We start from the raw sequence: 20,330 nt of genomic DNA on the forward strand, positions 1-20,330 counted from the left end.
ATGAAAGCCAAGGCTGATGCGCCTTTCGTACCTCTCAACATCGCTGTACTGACGGTCAGCGATACCCGCACCCTGGAAACCGACACCTCCGGACAAGTCTTTGTCGACAGCCTGCTCGCGGCCGGCCATCGCCTGGCCGAACGGGTACTGCTCAAAGATGACCTCTATAAAATCCGTGCGCAAGTGGCGCACTGGATCGCCGAGGATGTGGTGCAAGTGGTGCTGATCACCGGCGGCACCGGCTTTACGGGGCGCGACAGCACCCCGGAAGCTGTCAGTTGCCTGCTGGACAAGCAAGTGGATGGGTTTGGTGAGCTGTTCCGGCAGATTTCGGTCGCCGATATCGGCACCTCCACCGTGCAGTCCCGCGCCCTGGCCGGCCTGGCCAATGGCACCCTGGTGTGCTGCCTGCCGGGTTCCACCAACGCAGTGCGTACCGGTTGGGACGGGATTCTCGCCGAACAACTGGATGCTCGCCATCGCCCGTGCAATTTCGTCCCGCACCTCAAGTTGGCCGAGCCGTGTGAATCCCGTGGGTAAGCCGGGCAAGACCGGTGCACTGATGCCGGTAGAAGAAGCACTAGAGCGTTTGTTGAACATGGCCGGGGCCGCGCCGATCCGTGAGCAGGAACACCTGCCATTGGCCGAGTGCGACGGACGCGTGTTGGCCGAGGCGCTGGTGTCCACCCTCGACCTGCCGCCCTGGCCCAACAGCGCCATGGACGGCTACGCCTTGCGCAGTGCCGATTGGACGGGGGAGCCACTGCTGGTGAGCCAGCGTATTTTCGCCGGCCAGGCCCCTGAGCCCTTGGCGGCGGGGACCTGCGCGCGGATTTTTACCGGTGCCCCGGTCCCGGAAGGCGCCGACTGCGTGGAAATGCAGGAAAATGCCGAGGTGCAGGTCGATCAGCGGGTGAGCTTTACCCAGGCGCTGAAGGTCGGGCAAAACATCCGGCCCAAGGGCCAGGAGACTACGGTCGGTGAAGAAGTCCTGGCGGCCGGCACGCGGCTCGGGCCCATTGAGTTGGGGCTGGCGGCCTCCCTGGGGCGCGACCGTCTGGCAGTGGTGCGGCGCGTGCGTGTGGCGGTGCTGTCCACGGGTGACGAGTTGATCGAGCCGGGCCAGCCCCTGGGGCCGGGGCAGATCTATAACAGCAACCGCCGCGTGTTGTGCAGTTGGTTGCAACGCCTGGGCTGCGAGGTGACCGACGCCGGTATCTTGCCCGATGACCTGGCGTTGACCCGTACGCGTCTGGGGGCGCTGGGGGCGGTGGACTTGATTCTGTCCACCGGCGGTGTCTCGGTGGGAGAGGCCGACTTCCTGGGTATCGCATTGCGCGAGGAGGGCGAGTTGGCCTTGTGGAAGCTGGCAATCAAGCCTGGCAAACCGCTGACATTTGGCCATTTTCGTGGTGTTCCGGTGATCGGTCTGCCGGGGAATCCAGCGTCCACTCTGGTTACGTTCGCCCTGTTGGCGCGGCCATACCTGTTACGCCGCCAGGGTGTCGAGGTGGTGCAGCCCCTGCATTTCGAGGTGCCGGTGGGATTCGTCTGGGCCAAGCCGGGCAACCGTCGCGAATACCTGCGCGGGCGCCTGGAACAGGGGCGGGCGGTGATCTACCAGAACCAGAGTTCCGGCGTGTTGCGCAGTGCTGCCTGGGCCGAGGGTTTGGTGGAAGTATTGGAAGGCACCACCTTGGCCATCGGTGACCGGGTGAATTTCATTCCCTTGAGTGAAGTGTTGGGCTGAAGAATTAATTGACAGTCCGATGGCTTTTTTCCAACTGCCGAAGGTCAACATCCCTTAGGTCCCCTGCAACGATAGGAGCTTCACCCCATGAGCAAACCCAAGGCACTGCTGATTCTGCACGGCAAGCAAGCCCTCAATGAGGAGGTGCGGGCGGCAGTACAAGGCAAGCGCGAACAGGGGTGGGAGCTGGCGGTTCGCGTCACCTGGGAGGGGGGCGATGCCCAGCGCCTGGTAGCTGAAGCCCTGGATGCCGGCTACACACGCCTGATTGCGGGCGGCGGCGACGGCACGTTGCGTGATGTGGCCGAAGCCATGGCTCGCGCCAAGACTGACGCCAGCCTGGTGCTGATGCCCCTGGGCACCGCCAATGACTTCGCCCGTGCGGCTGGAGTGCCGCTGGAGCCGCGCCTGGCCCTGGAACTGCTGGACGTGGCGCCACGCGCCATCGACCTGGGGGAGGTGGGCGGGCAGGTTTTCCTCAATATGGCCACCGGCGGCTTTGGCAGCCAGGTCACGGCCAATACCTCCGAAGACTTGAAAAAGGTGCTGGGCGGCGCGGCCTATCTGTTCACCGGCCTGTCGCGGTTCAGCGAGCTGCGGGCGGCCTATGGAGAGCTGGTGGGGCCGGACTTTCATTGGCGCGGCGAGTTGCTGGCACTGGGGATCGGTAACGGTCGCCAGGCCGGCGGCGGGCATGAGCTGTGCCCGGGCGCCCTGGCCGATGATGGCCTGCTGGATATCAGTATCCTGCCGGCGCCCCAGGAAGTGGTCGGCACGTTGCGCAGCCTGATGAGCGACGGTTGGGGCCTGGACAACCTGTTTGTGCGGGCGCGCCTGCCGTGGGTAGAAATCAAGGTGGCCGAAGGGCTGGCTATCAACCTCGATGGCGAGCCGCTCAAGGGCGATGACCTGCGTTTCCAGGCCTTGCCCAATGCCTTGCAGGTGCACTTGCCGGTGGATTCACCGTTGCTGGCTAATCGTCCAGGCTGATGATCTGCTCGCGTACGGCAAACAGCACCAGGCCGGCCACATCGAAAATCTGCAGGCGCTTCATGATTTGCGAGCGGTGAGCCTCTACGGTCTTGATGCTCAGGCCCAGGCCGTGGGCGATTTCCCGGGTGGACTTGCCGCGCACGATCAGGCGCAGGATTTCCAATTGGCGTGCCGTCAGGTTGTGGCGCTGTACCGGTTGCGTGGTTTGCGACTGGTTGTGGATCAAGGCCTGGTTGATCACCGTATGGGCAATGGCCGGGCTCAGGTATCGCTCGTCATTGCGCAACGCCAGCAACGCATGTTCCAGCTCGTTGGCGGTGGTGTCCTTGAGCAGGTAGCCGTGGGCGCCGGACTCCAGGGCACGCATGATCAACTGCGGGTCGGTGTGCATCGAGAGGATCAGCACTTTGCTCTTGGGGTAGACGTGCTTGAGCTGTTGCAACGCGTCCAGGCCGCTGGTGTGTTTCATCGACAGGTCCAGCAGGACGATATCGGGCTGCAGGGCGGCGAATCGTTCCAGCACCTGCGCGCCATCGTTGGCTTCGCCGATCACGGCGTAGCCGGGGATATCGAGGATCAGCGCGCGCACACCGGCGCGGATCAGTGCGTGGTCATCTACCAGGAGTAAATTGCAGGTCACTCTAAAACCTTAGGCGTACTGGCCCGTTCGAGGGCGCGGGGTGCCCAGGGGAAAAGCGCCTCGATCCGCGTCCCTAATCCGGGTTGGCTCCTGACGGACAACGTGCCTCCCAGTTGATCAATGCGCTCGGACATGCCCGCCATGCCCCGTTGGCCTTCCAGGCCGGGGTCGGTGGCGGGCAAGAATCCCAGGCCGTCATCGCTGATAAACAGTGACAGTCCCTGGGGCAAACGTTGCAGGCGTACCCGCAGGTTGCGCGCCTGGGCATGGCGCAACATGTTGGTCACGGCCTCTTGAGTGATACGAAAGGCCGCTACGGCCATTTCTTCCGGAATCCCGGTCAGGCGTTGCTGGCATTCCAGGCTCCAGTGCACCGGGGTGTTTTCCAGGGTCTTGAGCAGATGCGCGCGCAGGCTCGCTTCCAGGCCCAGGCTGGTCAGTTGCCGGGGGTTGAGAATGGCCGACACGTCGCGCACCTTGGCCAGGGTTTCGTTGAGGGTGTTGCACAGCACATTGCACTGCTCCTGCAACTCTGCCGGCAGGCGGCGTTGCAGCCAGTCGCTTTGCAGCTTGGCCGCAGTCAACAGTTGGCCGATATCGTCATGCAACTCGCGGCTGAGGCGATGGCGCTCGTTTTCCTGGACTTGCAGCAGGCGGTCGGCCAATTCCTGGGGCTGGAACTTGATGGACTTGCGCGAGCGCCAACGCTGCAGGCCGACAGCGGCGAGGATGGCCATATTGAGAAGCAGCAGGAGTATCGGCAGCGGGGCTTCGTGGGCGTACACCCAGAGGCTGACAAGGGTCGCGCACAGGCATAGGCCAAGCGTTATCCAGCGGGTACTGCTTTGGGATCCGAACCTGGCGATGAGTGACTTGAGGTGGGTGTACATAGCAGATGGAGCCGATGGGTGTTCGCTGCGGGTAGACCGGTCACGACCGCTGACTGGGCTCTGTTTGAAAAGCGTTATTGAGTCTGATATGAGGTCGAAGGCTTTCTTGGGTTTGCTGACAGCAGACCGGTCAGTCACTTCGAGCGCGGCAATAGTACCATCAACAATTACCGCTGGTCGCCTGGCACGGTGCTTAGTTCAAGGGTGGCTAGTTGTATTGTTAATCATATTCTGCATCGTTATTAGCCATACTTAGTTGGCTGGCTAAATACCCGCCCGGCGACTAGTTGGGCACCCTCCGACATGTCCGGATTAACTGCAGGGCCAGATCAGGAGGCATGGGGCATGGATTGGCGGTAGACACTGCCAACATCCTTCTGGGGGATCTGCTGGGCGACGGTTTCAATCAACGTGGTTTGCTCCGCTTCATCCAGGCCGAGCTTGCCGGTCTTGATATCGATCAATTCCAATTGCCAGGCCAGCAATGTCAGGCAGTCATGCAGGGCTGAGAGCGCGGCATCATGCAGTTGCACCGGGTTCTGGGCATTGCTGATCAGCCCCTGAATGTGCCAGGAAAAATTGCCGATCGCCTCCAGCGCCATGGCGTCGGCCTTCTCGGCCAGCTTGGTCAGGCTGTTTTTCATGCAGTCGATGGCGTCGTTGTCGTTGCGAATCAAATGCAGGTGGCTCAAACATTCCTCTGACTTGGCCAGCAGCATTTCTGCCTCCAGGAGGAACTCGGGAAGTGCAGCTTGCCACTCTTTACCGTCGTTCATCATGAAAGTCTCCACAACACACGGTCAGATAGTGAGATGTTGTACTGGCGCAATAGCTGCAAACTAGCGCCGAAATATGACCGGAATCTGTAGTTCGTTTCTGATTTTTTAGTAGTACTTTTACTTGAATGACGGGTGTCGTGACTGCTGGTGCTGCTTGCAGTAGAAACATCCAGAGGCATTCGCATCACTTCGATTGCCCAGGTGTTAATGCCTGGAAGGCCCTTGGGCCGTGGGCTTGCGATAGCAAACAAAAGCCTGACTCCATTCATGCAATGAGAATGGCGTCACATTAATGGCTATTGGATATCGCGAATATCAGGTTGGACCCGATTGTGACTAGGGGAATCCCTTACAGCGTTGAACCTCGTGGTGTTTCGAGGGTCGCGCATGGCTGACTGCCAGGAGCTGAAGTGACTTCAGTAAAGCATGATGTCAGTGTGACATCAATGCATTTGCGTGGCATTTTAGTGAGGGTCAAGGTCTGAGGCTGTCTGCCGATAACCTTCTTTGTAGGCAGCAAATCTTTCAGCACACCCCAGGAGTCTTCAATGGCTGGCATTCTCGACACGGTAGATCAACGCACACAACTGGTGGGTGAGAATCGCCTGGAGATCCTCATGTTTCGCCTGGCTGGGCGCCAGTTGTTCGCGATCAACGTGTTCAAGGTGCAGGAAGTCCTGCAACTGCCCAAGCTGACCTTGATGCCCCAGCGCCACCCGTTTGTCTGCGGCGTGGTCAACCTGCGCGGCCAGACCTTGCCGGTGATCGACCTGTCCCAGGCCATCGGCATGCGCCCGTTGGTGCCAGGGCCCAGCAGCACCATCATCGTTACCGAGTACAACCGTTCGGTACAGGCCTTCCTGGTGGGCGGCGTCGACCGCATCGTCAACATGACCTGGGAGTCGATCCTGCCGCCGCCTGCCAGCGCCGGCCGCCAACACTACCTCACGGCGATCAGCAAAGTGGATGAGCAGTTGGTCGAGATCATCGATGTGGAAAAAGTCCTCGCCGAGATCGTGCCCTACAACGCCAAGGTTTCCCGGGAAAAACTCGAGGACCCGGTACTCGAACGCGCCCGTGGCCGCGAAGTGCTGTTGGTGGATGACTCCAATGTGGCCCTGTCGCAGTTGCGCGACACCCTGGGGCAACTGGGAGTGAAGATGCATATCGCCAGTGACGGCCTCAAGGCCTTGAACATGCTCAAGGCGTGGGCGGACAGTGGCCAGGTGATGACCGACAAACTGCTGATGATCTTCACCGACGCTGAAATGCCCGAGATGGATGGCTACCGCCTGACCACCGAGATCCGTAACGACCCGCGCCTGCGCGGTCTCTATGTGGTGCTGCACACCTCATTGTCCGGCAGCTTCAACGACTCGATGGTGAAGAAGGTCGGTTGCGACAACTTCCTCTCCAAGTTCCAGCCCGACAAACTGGTGGACGTGGTGCGACAGCGCCTGATGCTGGACGAAATTCCTGCCTGATCCCTCGCCCTTGTAGGAGCCGGCAAGCCGGCGCCTACAGGTGACGGCGCCTCGAATGCATGGGGATATTTTGATTCTGGCGGCATGCTCGTATAGGGTGACGTTTTTGCTCACAGGAACCCAGGCTTATGCTTCGTCTCAGCGCGTTGTATCGGTACCCCTTGAAGTCGGGCAAGGCGCAGACCTTGGCGAATATTGGCCTGGACAAACTGGGGGTGGAGGGGGATCGACGCTGGATGTTGGTGGACGAAGCCAGCGGGCGTTTCCTGACTCAGCGCGCAGTGGCGCAGATGAGCCAGCTATCGGCCCTCTGGAATAGCGCCGGTGGCCTGACCTTGAACGGTGCAGGCCTGCCCACCCTGGATGTGGCGTTGCCCGGTGCGGATGCCGAGCTGCGGGGTGTCACCATCTGGCGCGATACCTTGCGGGTACCGGACGCTGGGGATGAGGCCGCCGACTGGGTCAGCCGGTTCATCGGCAAACCCACCCGCCTGGTACAGGTGCCCCTGGAACGGGCGCGCACCACGGCGGCCGGTTACGGCAAGGATGATGATCAGGTCGCGTTCGCTGACGGTTTTCCGCTGTTGCTGATCGGCCAGGCCTCCCTCGACGACCTGTCCCAGCGTATTGGCCGGCCTATGGAAATGCTGCGCTTTCGCCCTAATCTGGTGATCGAAGGCAGCGAGGCCTTTGCCGAGGATGGCTGGAAGCGCCTGCGCATTGGTGACGTGGAGTTGCGGGTGGTCAAGTCCTGTTCGCGTTGCATCCTTACCACCATCGACCCGGCGACCGGAGAGCGCAGTGCCGACCGCCAGCCGCTGGCGACCCTGGAAACCTACCGCAAGGAGCCCGATGGCGTGATGTTCGGCCAGAACCTGGTCAATGACGGGGTTGGCCACCTGGAAGTCGGCATGCCGGTGACGATCCTCGAGTAACCCAGGCCCGATGAAAAATGCCCGTCTCTGGTGAGACGGGCATTTTTTTGTGCGTGGGGAAGGCTTAGCCGCGGTATTCGCACAGATAGGCAGTGTCCACGGCCACCTTGAGCTGGAACTTGCTGTCGGCGGGCACATTGAACTGGCTGCCGGCGGCGAAGGTTTCCCAGCTGTCGCTGCCTGGCAGCTTGACGGTCAGCGCGCCCGAGACCACGTGCATGATTTCACGCTGGGCCGTGCCGAATTCGTATTCACCCGGGGCCATGACGCCGATGGTCGCCGGGCCTTCAGTGGTACCGAAGGCGATCGACTTGACGGTGCCGTCGAAGTACTCATTGACTTTGAACATGGGTGAATCCTCGAAAAAGGGGCAAGAAAGGCCGGCCAGTATGCCTTCTACACGGGCAAAATCAACGGCAGCAAACGCGCTGTATTGCGCGCATCTTCCAGTGCCCGGTGTTGCTGGCCGTTGAACTGCATGCCCGCCAGTTGCAACGCGCCATTGAGTCCCAGCGGCTTGTCCAGGCGCCGAGCCTTGGCGAAGCGTTGCTTGAGGTTCACATGGGGTGTCTGGCCAAGCACGCTGGCCAGGCCATGGCGCTGCCACTCCAGCTCCAGTTGCTGGCGATCGTAGTCGCCCCAACTGGCCCAGCCTTCCAGGCGCGGGTGATGCTGGCCCAGCCAGCGTTCGAACAGCGGCCAGACCTCGGTCAAGGGCGCCGCGCTGTCGATATTGGCCTGGTTGATATGCGTCAACTGGCGGCAGAACGGTGTCAACAACGGGCGGCGCAAGGGCCGCACGAAGCGCTGGAAGTGGTCCAGCTCACGGCCCTGGCGGTTGACCAGGCTCACGCCGACTTCGATGATCTCCATCTCCGACACGGGCCAGCCGCCTTCATCCGTTGTGGCTTCAAGATCAATAATCAGCCAATGAGGCATCGCAGGTTCCCGTACTCATCCCTTCCTGATGGGGATAGAGCGTAGCCAAGCCTGGTAGTTCCGCCCGGGGCTACTCGATCTGCAGCAATACCTGGCGATTGCGCACTTGATCGCCTGCTGTGACCTGAATGGCCTTGACCACTCCGTCGATACCCGCCGTGAGCGGGTGCTCCATTTTCATCGCTTCAAGCACCAGCAGCAGTTGGCCCTTGGTCACCACATCCCCTTCGGCCACCTGCACCAGGGTGATGGCACCGTCCATCGGCGCCTTGACCGTGCCGTTGCTGGCTGGTGTTTCACGGCTGGCCACGGTTTGCGTTTGATTGCACACGCGCAGGCTGTGACCGGCGTGCGACAGCCAGAGCTGGATGCCCTGCAGGTGATAGGCAAGCCGTTGCCGAATGCCGTTGATGACCAGGCTGGCCCAGCCTCCATCACTGTCGAGGAGGTGAATATCGATGTTGCCGACGTGCAAATGGTCGTCCGCCAATAGCTGGACGCTGACCTCATGAAGGTGCTCATCGATACCCAGGCGATAGGTCCAGGGCACGCTGGCATTGTTGCGCCAGCCTGCCAGGGCGGGGCGATGCACTGCCGCGCTGTGCCGATAGAACAGTGCGGCGGCCACTGCCAGTTGTTCGTCGCTGATGACGGGGCGGGCAATTTCACTGAAGTGTTCGGCGATAAAACCGGTGCTGAAATCCGCCGCGACAAACTGCGGGTGCCCAAGCAAGTCCACCAGTAACCGTTGATTGCTGGGAATCCCCAGCAGCACACAGTCCTGCACCGCACGCAGCAGTTTGCGTCGCGCCTCTTCGCGGGTGGCACCCTGGGCGATGATCTTGCCCAGCATCGGGTCATAGAACGGGCTGATGCTCTGGGGGGCCTGCAAGTCATGGTCGACCCTGACGCCGGCAGCCGGCTCCCAGCGCAGCACTTCGCCGGTTTGTGGCAAGAAACCCCGGGCCGGGTCTTCGGCGTACAGGCGCACCTCCATGGCATGCCCGGTCAACGTCACCTGGTCCTGACGCAACGGCAGGGGCTGGCCGGCGGCGATTTGCAGTTGCCAGTCCACCAGGTCCAGGCCGGTGATCAGTTCGGTGACCGGGTGCTCCACCTGCAGGCGGGTGTTCATTTCGAGAAAGTAGAACCGTCCGTTCGGCTCCAGCAGGAACTCCACGGTACCGGCGCCGACGTACTCCACTGCGCGTCCGGCCTTGAGTGCCGCCTCGCCCATGGCCTGGCGCAGTTCGGCGGTCATGGTCGGGCAGGGCGCTTCTTCGATGACCTTCTGATGGCGACGCTGTATCGAGCAATCACGTTCGCCCAGGTAGATCAGGTTGCCGTGGGCATCACCGAACAGTTGGATTTCCACATGGCGTGGCGCGATCAACGCCTGCTCCAGAATCAGTTCGTCGCTGCCAAAGGCATTCAGGGCTTCGGAGCGTGCGGTGTGCAGTTGTTCGAGCAGCTGCACAGGCGTGTGCACCAGGCGCATGCCACGTCCGCCGCCGCCGGCACTGGCCTTGATCATCAGCGGGTAACCGATACGCTCGGCCTCGCTTTGCAAGGTGGCGTCGTCCTGGGCGCTGCCCTGGTAGCCGGCAATGCACGGTACACCGGCTTCGAGCATGGCGATTTTCGACAGGCGCTTGCTGCCCATCAATTCAATGGCGTGGGCGCTGGGGCCGATAAAGACCAGGCCGGCGGCGATGCAGGCCTTGGCGAACACGGGGTTTTCCGAGAGAAAGCCGTAGCCTGGGTGGACCGCGTCGGCGCCGGTGAGGCGCGCAGCGTCGAGAATCGCCGGGATGTTCAGGTAGGACTGCTGCACCGGGGCAGGGCCGATGTTCACGGCTTCGTCGGCCATCTGTACATGCAGGGCGTCAGCGTCGGCCTCGCTATAGACCGCCACGGTGCGGTAGCCCAAGGCTTGGGCGGTGCGCTGGATCCGGCAGGCGATTTCGCCGCGGTTGGCGATCAGTATTTTATTGAAGCTGGGCATTGTGGGTCCCTGTCTGATTGGTTACGCAGCACTTGCACCCCTGCGGGGCTTGTGTAGGCGCTGGCTTGCCTGCGATTGCATCACTTCGGTATCCCTGACAGACCGAGGTGCCCGCATCGCAGGCAAGCCAGCTCCCACAGGGGATGGGGCGTTTTCAAGATCAAATTACCCATCTGGCCTTGCGCTTCTCGACAAACGCCTGCGTCCCTTCAGTCCCTTCGTCCCCGGTCACCGCTTCAGCAAACCAATCGGCAGCCTGATCCAGCAGCGGTTCCAACGGCTGATCCAGGCTCTGGAGCAGCAACGCCTTGGTCCGGGCATTGGCCTGCGGCGCACAGCGCAACACCTGCCCCAGCACCTCATCCAAGCGCTGCGCCAACCCTTGGGGGTCATGCTCGACAACATGCACCAGCCCCAGGCGTTGCGCCTCGAGCCCATCAAACCGCGCTGCGGTCAGCGCCAGGCGTCGGGCCTGGGTCAGGCCGATACGCCGCACCACAAACGGCGCGATTTGTGCCGGCAGCACGCCGAGGCTGGTTTCTGGCAAGCCGAACTGTGCCTGGTGGTCGGCAATCGCAATGTCGCTGACACACGCCAAGCCCAACCCACCGCCCAGCACTGCGCCCTGCAACACCACAATCACCACCTGCGGCAATGCTTCGACTTCTTGCAACAGGGCGCCAAACGCCCGGTTCAAATCACGCAAGCCCTCGCGGCTGCCCGCGCGGTTCATGTCCTTGACATCACCGCCCGCACAGAAGTGCCCGCCGGCGCCACTGATCACCAGCGCTCGCATGTGCTCGTCATGCGCCACATCCGTCAGCACCGTGCGCAGTTCGCTGACCATCTGCAAGCTCATGGCATTGCGGCTCTGGGGACGGTTGAGGGTGATGTGCAGCACACCGTTGTGCGGTTCCAGCAACAGGGTTTCCCAGGTGCTCATGACTTTTTCCCCGGCAGCGTGCCCATCAGTTTGCAAATGATCCCCAGCATGATCTCGTCGGCGCCGCCGCCAATCGACACCAGGCGCACATCGCGATAGGCGCGGGCCACCGGGTTGTCCCACATAAAGCCCATGCCGCCCCAGTATTGCAGGCAGCTGTCGCTGACTTCGCGGCCCAGGCGCCCGGCCTTGAGCTTGGCCATCGAGGCCAGCCGCGTCACGTCCTGGCCTTTGATGTATTGCTCGGTGGCCTGGTACACCAGGGCGCGCAGGCATTCGATCTCGGTGGACAGTTCGGCCAGGCGGAAGTGGATCACCTGGTTGTCGATCAAGGCCTTGCCGAAGGTCTGGCGCTCCTTGCAATAGGCGATGGTGCTGTCGATGCAGAACTCCAGGCCCTTGATCATATTGGCCGCGCCAAACAGCCGTTCCTCCTGGAACTGCAGCATCTGCATCATGAACCCTGCGCCTTCATGGCCGATGCGATTGCGCTGGGGCACGCGCACGTCATCGAAAAACACCTGGGCGGTTTGCGAGCTGTGCATGCCGAGCTTTTCCAGGGGCGGGCTGACGCTGATGCCGGGGGTGTTCATCGGCACCATGATCAGTGACTTGTTGATGTGTGGCTTGCCGTCCGAGGTGTTGGCCAGCAGGCAGATAAAATCGGCACTGGGGGCGTTGGTGATCCACATCTTGCTGCCATTGATCACGTAGTCGTCGCCGTCCTTGCGGGCGTGGGTTTTCAGGCCGGCCACGTCGGAGCCGGCACCGGTTTCCGAGACGCCGATGCAACCCACTTGTTCGCCGCTGATGGCCGGTCGCAGGAACTCCTCGCGCAGCTCGTCGGAACCGAAACGGGCCAGGGCCGGGGTGCACATATCGGTCTGCACGCCGATGGACATCGGGATACCGCCGCAACGGATGGTGCCGAACTCTTCGGCCGCGACTATCGAGTAGCTGTAGTCCAGGCCCATGCCGCCGAACTTCTCGGGCTTGGAAATGCCCAGCAGGCCGAGGTCGCCGGCCTTGCGGAAAATCTCGTGGACAGGGAAGTGCCCGGCTGTTTCCCATTCGTCGACGTGGGGGTTGATCTCGCGTTCGACAAAGCCCCGTATGGTGCGGCGCAGCTCTTCGTGTTCTTGGGTAAAGATCATTTTTATTGTTCTCCTGATCGTTAAAAACGCGCTGTGCCGAAGCTGTTGGGTTGCAATTGGCGCACCTGGGCCTCCTGGCAGATATCCAGCAGGTAGCCCAGCAGCGTGCGGGTGTCCCGTGGGTCAATCAGCCCGTCGTCCCACAGGTTGGCGCTGGCGTACAGGGCCGTAGACTGGCTATCGAGTTTCTGGGCGGTGACCTGTTCGAGCATGTCGAGCACCTTGGGGTCGGGCACCAGGCCATCTTTCAATTGCTTGGCCTCGGTGACAATGCGCAGCACCTTGCCAGCCTGGGCGCCGCCCATCACGGCAGTGCGGCTGTTGGGCCAGGCGAAGATAAAGCGTGGGTCCAGGCCACGGCCGCACATCGCATAGTTGCCAGCGCCATAGGAGCCGCCGACCACCACGGTGAGCTTGGGCACGCGGGCATTGGCCACCGCCTGGATCATCTTTGCGCCGTGCTTGATCACACCGTGCTGTTCGGATTCGGTACCCACCATAAAACCGGTGGTGTTGTGGAAAAACAGCAGTGGCGTCTGGCTTTGGTCGCACAGCTGGATAAACTGCGCGGCCTTGCTCGCGCCCTTGGGCGTGATGGGGCCGTTGTTGCCGATAAACCCGCAGGCGCGGCCCTGGATCTGCACGTGGCCGCAGACGGTGTGGGGGTCGAACTCGCCCTTGAATTCGAGGAAGTTGGAGCCGTCGGCGATACGCGCAATGATTTCCCGCACGTCATAGGGCTTTTTCGGATCATCGGGGATCAAGCCCAGCAGTTCTTCAATGGGGTACAGCGGCTCGGCGTAGGTCCGCGCCGGCTGGGGCGGCAGTCGGTCGTCCCACGGCAACAGGCTGACAATCTCGCGCACGATGCGCACGCCATCAGCATCATTTTCGGCAAGGTATTCGGCGGTGCCCGCGGTTTGCGCATGCATCTGGGCGCCGCCCAGTTCTTCATCCGTCGCCACTTCGCCGGTGGCGGCCTTGAGCAGCGGTGGGCCGGCCAGGAACAACTTGGCCTTGCCGCGCACCACCACCACGTAATCCGAAAGGCCTGGCTGATAGGCACCGCCAGCGGTGGCGGAGCCATGGACCACAGTGATCTGCGGCAGGCCCATGGCCGACATCCGCGCCTGGTTGGCAAAGCTGCGTGCGCCTTCGACGAAAATCTCCGCCGCGTAATTCAGGTTGGCGCCGCCGCTTTCGGCCAGGGTCACCACCGGCAGTTTGTTCTCCATGGCGATCTGTTGCAGGCGCAGGGATTTTTTCAGGCCACTCGGGGAAATCGTCCCGCCCTTGATCGCACTGTTGTTGGCCACCACCAACATGCGCACGCCGCTGACGTAACCGATACCGGCAATCAAGCCGCCACCGGCCGCGCTGCCGTCCTTGTCATCGTGCAGCTTGTAGCCGGCCAGGCTCGCCAGTTCGAGGAAGGGCGCGCCGGGGTCGAGGAGCAGGTTGAGGCGTTCACGGGGCAGCAGTTGGCCGCGTTTGTCGAACTTGCCCTTGGCGGAGGTGGCCTTGTCCAACAGGTTCTGTTCCAGTTGGCGCAGGTGGTTGATGGCCGTGAGCATGGCCTCGCGGTTCTGCGCGAACTGCGGGCTGTGGGCGTCAAGTAAGGCGTCGATGACGGGCATAGTTTACTGCCCCTCCTTGAGCACATCCGGCAGGTAGGCGCGGTGAAAACCATTGAATGACGGGCTCGGCGGCTGCGCCTTGTGCAGCGGCCAGGCGCGGCTGCCCAGGCTGGCGGCGCCGTCGATGCGCAACGTGCTGCCGCTGACGAACGCGGCGGCGGGGCTGAGCAGGAACACAATCGCCGCGCTGACTTCCGATTCGGTGCCAATGCGCTTGAGCGGTACATGTTCGCGCAGGGTCGGGATCACCGCCTTGAACGCGCCTTCGTAAGTGTCCATGCCACTGGAGGCAATCCAGCCTGGCGCCACGGCGTTGACCCGTACCCCGGCATAGCCCCACTCGAACGCGGCAGTCTTGGTGAAATTGTCCATCCCCGAGCGCGCCGCGCCCGAGTGGCCCATGCCGGGCATTCCGCCCCACATATCGGCCAACATGTTGACGATGGCGCCGCCGTGCTTGCTCATCGATTGATTGAACACCTCCCGGGCCATCAGGAAACCGCCCACCAGGTTGGTGCGCAACACCGTTTCAAAGCCTTTTTGATTGATCGATGCCAGGGGCGAGGGGTATTGGCCACCTGCGTTGTTCACCAGGCCATGGAGCGGGCCGTGTGCCTCGATGATGTGGCTGACCAGCGCTTTTACCGCCTCTTCATCGCGAATATCACAGGCCTGCCAGCTGGCGCGGCCACCGTCCTCGCTGATTTCCTGGGTGACCTGTTGCAGCTTTTGCGGCTTGCGCCCCACCAGCACCACATGGGCGCCGAGTGCCGCCAGTTCATGGGCGGTGCAACGGCCAATCCCGCTGCCGCCGCCGGTGACGATAATGGTTTGCCCTTGGAACAAGTCGGCTTTGAAGATCGAGTCGAAGGCCACGGCGAGAGTCCCTTAGTTGAGTTGATCAGCGAGGTGGCGGGGCACGGCAATCGGGATTTCCAGCAGTTGCTGGGCGAAGGCCTTGCCTTGGGGGTCGATGCGCAGGCTGGCGATGCCACCGCCGCCCAGGGCGTTTTCCAGGAGGAAGTTCAGGCTATGGCTGCCGGGCAGGTACCAGCGCTGGACACGTCCGTGCAGCGGGTCGAGCACATGGCTCATCCAGTCGACGATCACTTCTGGGGTCAAGGCTTCGGCAATCCATGGCAGGTATTCGGGCCGGCGCGCAATCACACCAATGTTGCTGTGGTTGCCCTTGTCACCGGAGCGCGCCACGGCCAGTTTGACCAGGGGTACGCTGGCATCGGCGAGGCCTTCAGGCCTGGGCGGGTCGAGTGGTACGTGGGGCGTGCCCAGGGCGGTGGTAGCAGGCAGTTCGCAGGGGTGGGACTGCCCTTGGAAGTCGACGCTCAGGCTGCACACGCTTTTATCGATCAGGAATGAAAACAGGCGGATCAGCGGGTACACGGTGGGCCTGCCGCCGACGATGCCGGTCAGCCCCGGCGCCATACCGGTGGCCGCCTGGGCGATTTCCCGGGCGAACAGCGCCAGTGCCTGCTTGCTTGGGTGGCGCACCGCCAGTTTGAGCACCACTTCGCGGCAGTCCTGGCGCCGGGCGTGGGCGCCGTAGGTGGCTTCGCTGCCGAGCAATTCAATGTTGACCTCGGTGTAGGGCGCCCAGCCGCGCTGGCTGAACAGCTCTGAAGTCTTGTTGATGATCGCCTGGCTGACCCGTTCGGCCTTGGCCACCGCATCGATGCCGGCCAGCAGGCAACTGGCGGTGCAACGAAAACCGTCGGGGTAGGTGGCGCTGACTTTGTATTGGTGGGTCGGCGCCAGCCCTTTGGCGCCGCACAGGCGCACACGGTTTTTGCCTTGCTGCTCCAGCGTGACCTGGCTGAAGTCGCAGATCACATCCGGCAGCAGATAGGCGCGCGGGTCGCCGATTTCATACAGCAGTTGTTCGGCGACGCTCAGTTCGCTGATCAAGCCGCCCGTGCCCGGCACTTTGCTGACGGTGAACTGGCCGTCAGCGCTGACTTCGACAATCGGGAAGCCGATGTGCTCGTAGTCCGGCACCTCGCGCCAATCGGTGAAGTTGCCACCGGTGCACTGCGCGCCGCATTCGATGATATGCCCGGCCAGCGCGGCCTGGGCCAGTCGGTCGTAGTCCTGCCACGACCAGTTGAATTCATGCACCAGGGCCGCGCTGACCACCGCGCTGTCTACCACGCGCCCGGTGATGACGATATCGGCACCCAACTGCAGGGCCTGGACGATGCCCGGTGCGCCGAGGTAGGCGTTGGTGGACACGCACATCGCCGGCAAAGGCGCGCCGCTGAACATATCGCTGATGCCCTGCAACTGCTTGAACTGCGGTTGCAGGTCATCGCCCAGCACGACAGCGATTTTCAACGGTACCCGGGCCTGGTCGCAGGCGGCCTGCAATGCGGCGGCGCAGGCCTGGGGGTGAATGCCCCCGGCGTTGCTGATCACCCGGATGCCCTGGCGCTGGATATCGCCGAGCAAGGGCCCCAGCACTTCGACGAAGTCCGTGGCGTAGCCGGCCTGGGGGTCTTTTATTCGCGCCCCGGCGAGGATCGACAGGGTGACTTCTGCCAGGTAGTCGAACACCAGGTAATCCAGCGCGCCACCTTGCACCAACTGCGCGGCGGCGGTGCAGGTGTCGCCCCAGAATGCACTGGCACAGCCGATACGGACGGTCTTATCCATGGGACGTTCTTCTCTGGAAAATCGTTGGACCGAGACTACCAAGCAAGCGCTTGGTTTGTAAACGCTGGTCATAACTTTTGTCCAAGCGCTTGCTTGGGTGGCTGTCACGGCCTAAATTGCCGGCCACGACGCAATCAAAGTAGTTGAGGAGAGCAGCATGGATGAGCAAAAAGCCCTGGAGGTGATGCGCACCATGGTGGCCGGCGGGCAACTGACCGACCCCGACAGCGCCCGGGGCAAGCTGCTGCAGACCGCGGCTCACCTGTTTCGCAACAAGGGCTTTGAACGCACCACCGTGCGTGACCTGGCCAGTGCGGTGGGGATCCAGTCCGGCAGCATCTTTCACCACTTCAAGAGCAAGGACGAAATCCTGCGGGCGGTGATGGAAGAAACCATCCATTACAACACCGCGATGATGCGCGCCTCCCTGGCCGAGGCGAGCAACCTACGCGAGCGGGTGCTGGCGCTGATTCGCTGCGAGTTGCAGTCGATCATGGGCGGTAGCGGCGAAGCCATGGCGGTGCTGGTGTATGAATGGCGCTCGTTGTCGGCGCAAGGGCAAGCCCAGGTGCTGGCGTTGCGCGACGTCTACGAGGACATCTGGCTGCAAGTACTGGGGGAGGCCAAGCAGGCGGGTTACATCAAGGGCGATGTGTTTATCGCTCGGCGTTTTCTGACCGGGGCGCTGTCCTGGACCACGACCTGGTTCCGCGCCCAGGGCAGCATGACCCTCGAACAATTGGCCGATGAGGCGTTGCTGCTGGTACTCAAGGCTGATTAGGCGGGGTGTGCAGGCCATTTTATTGTCGGGTAGAAAGTTGTCTCTACAGACAAAAACGCCTAGCTTAGCGAGATTCAGATTTTGAACGGTGTGTGCCTGATGTATTCGCCTTTGCGGCTGGCTGCAGGACTTACAGTATTGGCGATGGGCACCTTGTGGCAGGCGCAGGTTTCGGCGGCCCAATTGGTACGGATCGGTGCCGCGCATTTTCCACCGTACACCGTGCGCCCGGAGCAGGGTGCCGACACTGGACTGCTGCCGCAATTGGTGGAGGCGTTGAACCGTGCGCAAACCGACTACCAGTTCGTGCTGGTGCCGACCTCCATTCCTCGGCGCTTTCGTGATTTCGAGCAAGGCCGGGTCGACATGGCCATCTTCGAGAACCCGCAATGGGGTTGGCAGGACATCCCTCATGCCAATATCGACATGGGCCTGGAGGACGCCGAGATTTTTGTCGCCCGGCGCCAGCCCGGTCGCGACCAGGAGTATTTCGCCGACCTCAGGGGCAAGCGCCTGGCGGTGTTCAGCGGTTATCACTACGCCTTTGCCAACTTCAACCCCGACCCCAAGTACATGGCTGCGCAGTTCAACGCCACGCTGACCTATTCCCACGACAGCAACTTGCTGATGGTCACTCGTGGCCGGGCGGATATCGCCCTGGTGACGCGCTCCTACCTCAGTGACTTCATGGTGCGCAATGCCGATACCGCCGGGCAGTTCCTGGTGTCGGAACGCATTGACCAGGTCTACCACCACTACGCGCTGCTGCGGCCCAAGGCAGCGATCAGTGGCCCGGCGTTTGCCGCGTTGCTCAAGGGCCTGCGCGAGAGCGGCGAGCTGTTGAAGATCTTCGAGCCGTATCGCATCGAGGTGCTGCCGGTATCTGACGCGCCGTGATCCCGGCAACACCGGCTTAAATTTTTGCTACCGGTTCACGTCACTTCGTCTAACTGTCGACGATTACCGTGAGCCCCTCCCATGCCCAATCCCCAAGACTTGTCAGTCCTGCCTCTCCCGGCAGGGCCCGCCCTTAACGCAGACGAAAGCGATGGCCGCCTGACCCTGACCCTCGCAGGCCAGCCACTGGTGCGCCTGCGCCTTGGGCGCGGCGAAGTGCTGGAGGTGCATTTGCAAAACCCCGCTGAGGTGCCTTCGGTACAGGCCCTGTGGGCCGCGTGTTATTGGTTGTTTGCCCGGGAACCCGAACGCCAGCAACTCTTCTGGCATCTCGAACATGCCCCTGATGAGGCCCTGCGCAGCGGCCTGTTGCTGGCCACGGACGTGGCGGGGCAGTTGCGTTGCGAGCGCACCCTGTTCTGGCAATTGCCACAGCCGTGGTTGGCCCAGCCGTCGAATGATGCCTATGCGCAGCAGATGATCATCAGCAATGGTAAGCGCCATCCGGTGCGGGCGCCCAAGCCCTGTGGCGAGGTCTATCGACGTTTCGATGCGCGCCTGGGCGCCTGGGTCTCATTGCGCACGCTGGAGATCGATGTGGACCTGGCCCGCTTCAATCGCTGGCAGAACAGCGCGCGGGTCGCCAACTTCTGGCAGGAAAGCGGCAGCCTGGAGCAGCACCGGGACTATCTGCAAAAACTGGCAGCTGACCCGCATGCCTTGACGTTGATCGGTTGTTTCGACGGTGAGCCCTTTGCCTATTTCGAGGCGTATTGGGCCAAGGAAGATCGCATCGCACCGTTCTATGACGCGGGCGATTACGACCGGGGTATCCATATGCTGGTGGGGGAGGAGCATCACCGCGGGCCGCACAAGGTTGCCAGTTGGCTGTCGGCGCTGGTGCACTACCTGTTCCTCGACGACCCGCGCACCCAGCGTGTAGTGGCAGAGCCGCGGGCCGACAACGCCAGGATGATCGGGCATATGCAGAACCAGTGTTTTCACTGCGAGAAGGAGTTCGATTTCCCCCACAAACGCGCGGCGTTGATGATCCTGGGGCGGGAGCGGTTTTTTGAGCGGTGTGGGTTGGTCTGAGGGCTACAGGCCAAGGCAGATCAATGTAGGCGCTGGCTTGCCAGCGATGACGCCAGTGGGAACACCTCGGGGTATCAGGTATCCAGCGTCATCGTTAACGAGCATCGCCGGCAAGCCGGCTCCTACAAGGATCAGGCCGCCTTTGTGTTCAATGCGCAGTACAGCTCAGACCCGTCGGGCAAAGGTATCGCTATGGGTCCCCGAAACCTTGCGGCAGTGCACCAGCGCATCGCGAATCATGAAGTTGACCAGGGTCGGCGAAACGCCCAGTTCCTTGGCAATGTCCTTTTGCGGCACGCCATGCAGGCGGTACATCTCGAACGCGTAACGCGTGCGCTGGGGCAGCTCGGTCAGGGCGTCGGCGATGTTTTCCAGGGTGGAGAAGTTGATGTGCGAGGTTTCCGGTGAAGCGCCATGAATAACCACATTCAAGCCTTCCTCTTCCGTGCCCGAGTACTTCAGTTCCAGGGCCTGTTTACGGTAGTGGTCGATAGCCAGGTTGCGCACGATCTGGAACAGATAACTCAGTTGCGCCTTGAACGATGAGGTGATCTGCGGGGCCGATTGCAGTCTGAAGTAGGCGTCCTGCACTACGTCTTCGGCGCGGGAGCGGCAGCCGGTAATGCGCGCTGCGATCTTGACCAGAATCAGTCGATTGTCGACAAACGCCTGGAGTAACGGTGAGTCGCACCTGCTTGTGGATACTTGTTCCGTCATGGAAATCACCTTGCTGCAAATGAG

Annotated in this window: 19 protein-coding genes and 1 pseudogene; 8 read left to right on the plus strand and 12 right to left on the minus strand. The window is 62.1% G+C overall.

Annotated elements, in window-relative coordinates; all coding sequences use genetic code 11:
* The 3 genes and pseudogenes from moaB to yegS form a co-directional block, all read left to right on the plus strand.
* The gene (gene moaB, locus HZ99_RS27015; protein ID WP_038447589.1) at positions 1-540 is read left to right on the plus strand and encodes a molybdenum cofactor biosynthesis protein B; all 540 of its coding nucleotides are present in this window, start codon (positions 1-3) and stop codon (positions 538-540) included.
* The gene (gene glp / locus HZ99_RS27020; RefSeq protein ID WP_038447592.1) at positions 524-1,750 is read left to right on the plus strand and encodes a gephyrin-like molybdotransferase Glp; all 1,227 of its coding nucleotides are present in this window, start codon (positions 524-526) and stop codon (positions 1,748-1,750) included. Before moaB ends, glp begins: the two co-directional genes overlap by 17 nt.
* An 87-nt stretch (positions 1,751-1,837) precedes the next feature.
* Positions 1,838-2,762: pseudogene (gene yegS, locus HZ99_RS27025) on the plus strand (lipid kinase YegS); the annotation flags it as partial.
* On the opposite strand, the gene HZ99_RS27030 reads toward yegS, so the two are convergent.
* The 3 genes from HZ99_RS27030 to HZ99_RS27040 all read right to left on the minus strand — a co-directional run bounded on the left by HZ99_RS27030 (position 2,724) and on the right by HZ99_RS27040 (position 5,049).
* The gene (locus tag HZ99_RS27030) at positions 2,724-3,383 is read right to left on the minus strand and encodes a response regulator transcription factor (RefSeq protein WP_038447596.1); all 660 of its coding nucleotides are present in this window, start codon (positions 3,381-3,383) and stop codon (positions 2,724-2,726) included. The pseudogene yegS and the gene HZ99_RS27030 overlap by 39 nt on opposite strands.
* Entirely contained in the window at positions 3,380-4,273 is an 894-nt protein-coding gene (locus tag HZ99_RS27035) for a sensor histidine kinase (protein ID WP_038447598.1), read from the minus strand. Before HZ99_RS27035 ends, HZ99_RS27030 begins: the two co-directional genes overlap by 4 nt.
* A 329-nt stretch (positions 4,274-4,602) precedes the next feature.
* Positions 4,603-5,049: a hypothetical protein gene (locus HZ99_RS27040; RefSeq protein WP_038448216.1), complete on the minus strand. Its 447-nt coding sequence runs from the start codon at positions 5,047-5,049 to the stop codon at positions 4,603-4,605.
* Between the two features lie 551 nt (positions 5,050-5,600).
* Between HZ99_RS27040 and HZ99_RS27045 the strand changes: the two genes are divergently transcribed.
* Complete coding sequence (locus HZ99_RS27045; protein ID WP_038447601.1) at positions 5,601-6,536, plus strand: chemotaxis protein CheV; 936 nt, start codon at positions 5,601-5,603, stop codon at positions 6,534-6,536.
* A gap of 128 nt (positions 6,537-6,664) precedes the next feature.
* Entirely contained in the window at positions 6,665-7,471 is an 807-nt protein-coding gene (locus HZ99_RS27050; protein WP_038447604.1) for an MOSC domain-containing protein, read from the plus strand.
* Between the two features lie 64 nt (positions 7,472-7,535).
* On the opposite strand, the gene HZ99_RS27055 is transcribed toward HZ99_RS27050, so the two are convergent.
* The 8 genes from HZ99_RS27055 to HZ99_RS27090 form a co-directional block, all read right to left on the minus strand.
* Positions 7,536-7,820 (minus strand): pyrimidine/purine nucleoside phosphorylase, encoded by a 285-nt coding sequence (locus HZ99_RS27055; protein ID WP_038447607.1) that lies wholly within the window; start codon positions 7,818-7,820, stop codon positions 7,536-7,538.
* 47 nt (positions 7,821-7,867) lie between these two features.
* Positions 7,868-8,410 carry an exonuclease domain-containing protein gene (locus tag HZ99_RS27060; protein WP_038447610.1) on the minus strand — a complete coding sequence of 181 codons (543 nt, stop codon included), beginning with the start codon at positions 8,408-8,410 and terminating at the stop codon, positions 7,868-7,870.
* A 70-nt stretch (positions 8,411-8,480) separates the two neighbouring features.
* Positions 8,481-10,415, minus strand: a complete 1,935-nt coding sequence (locus HZ99_RS27065) for an acetyl/propionyl/methylcrotonyl-CoA carboxylase subunit alpha (RefSeq protein ID WP_038447613.1) — start codon at positions 10,413-10,415, stop codon at positions 8,481-8,483.
* 160 nt (positions 10,416-10,575) lie between these two features.
* Positions 10,576-11,358, minus strand: a complete 783-nt coding sequence (locus tag HZ99_RS27070; RefSeq protein ID WP_038447616.1) for an enoyl-CoA hydratase/isomerase family protein — start codon at positions 11,356-11,358, stop codon at positions 10,576-10,578.
* Positions 11,355-12,512 (minus strand): citronellyl-CoA dehydrogenase, encoded by a 1,158-nt coding sequence (gene atuD / locus HZ99_RS27075; protein ID WP_038447619.1) that lies wholly within the window; start codon positions 12,510-12,512, stop codon positions 11,355-11,357. The genes HZ99_RS27070 and atuD overlap by 4 nt, the downstream gene beginning before the upstream one ends.
* A 20-nt stretch (positions 12,513-12,532) precedes the next feature.
* Positions 12,533-14,149, minus strand: coding sequence for a geranyl-CoA carboxylase subunit beta (atuC, locus tag HZ99_RS27080; RefSeq protein WP_038447621.1), 1,617 nt, complete (start codon positions 14,147-14,149; stop codon positions 12,533-12,535).
* Positions 14,150-14,152: 3 nt separating this feature from the next.
* Positions 14,153-15,025 (minus strand): SDR family oxidoreductase, encoded by an 873-nt coding sequence (locus HZ99_RS27085; protein ID WP_038447624.1) that lies wholly within the window; start codon positions 15,023-15,025, stop codon positions 14,153-14,155.
* 12 nt (positions 15,026-15,037) lie between these two features.
* Positions 15,038-16,816, minus strand: a complete 1,779-nt coding sequence (locus HZ99_RS27090; RefSeq protein WP_038447627.1) for an acyclic terpene utilization AtuA family protein — start codon at positions 16,814-16,816, stop codon at positions 15,038-15,040.
* A gap of 157 nt (positions 16,817-16,973) precedes the next feature.
* Here HZ99_RS27090 and HZ99_RS27095 point away from each other — a divergent pair, with 157 nt between their 5' ends.
* From HZ99_RS27095 to HZ99_RS27105, 3 genes are all read left to right on the plus strand, one after another.
* Positions 16,974-17,597 (plus strand): TetR/AcrR family transcriptional regulator, encoded by a 624-nt coding sequence (locus HZ99_RS27095; protein ID WP_038447630.1) that lies wholly within the window; start codon positions 16,974-16,976, stop codon positions 17,595-17,597.
* 99 nt (positions 17,598-17,696) lie between these two features.
* Positions 17,697-18,494, plus strand: a complete 798-nt coding sequence (locus tag HZ99_RS27100) for a substrate-binding periplasmic protein (protein ID WP_038447633.1) — start codon at positions 17,697-17,699, stop codon at positions 18,492-18,494.
* Positions 18,495-18,575: 81 nt separating this feature from the next.
* Complete coding sequence (locus HZ99_RS27105) at positions 18,576-19,589, plus strand: GNAT family N-acetyltransferase (protein WP_038447636.1); 1,014 nt, start codon at positions 18,576-18,578, stop codon at positions 19,587-19,589.
* 165 nt (positions 19,590-19,754) lie between these two features.
* On the opposite strand, the gene HZ99_RS27110 is transcribed toward HZ99_RS27105, so the two are convergent.
* Entirely contained in the window at positions 19,755-20,306 is a 552-nt protein-coding gene (locus HZ99_RS27110; RefSeq protein WP_029298131.1) for an RNA polymerase factor sigma-70, read from the minus strand.
* Between the last annotated feature and the right edge of the window lie 24 nt (positions 20,307-20,330).

It is taken from the genome of Pseudomonas fluorescens, assembly GCF_000730425.1.
Lineage (GTDB): Bacteria > Pseudomonadota > Gammaproteobacteria > Pseudomonadales > Pseudomonadaceae > Aquipseudomonas > Aquipseudomonas fluorescens_X.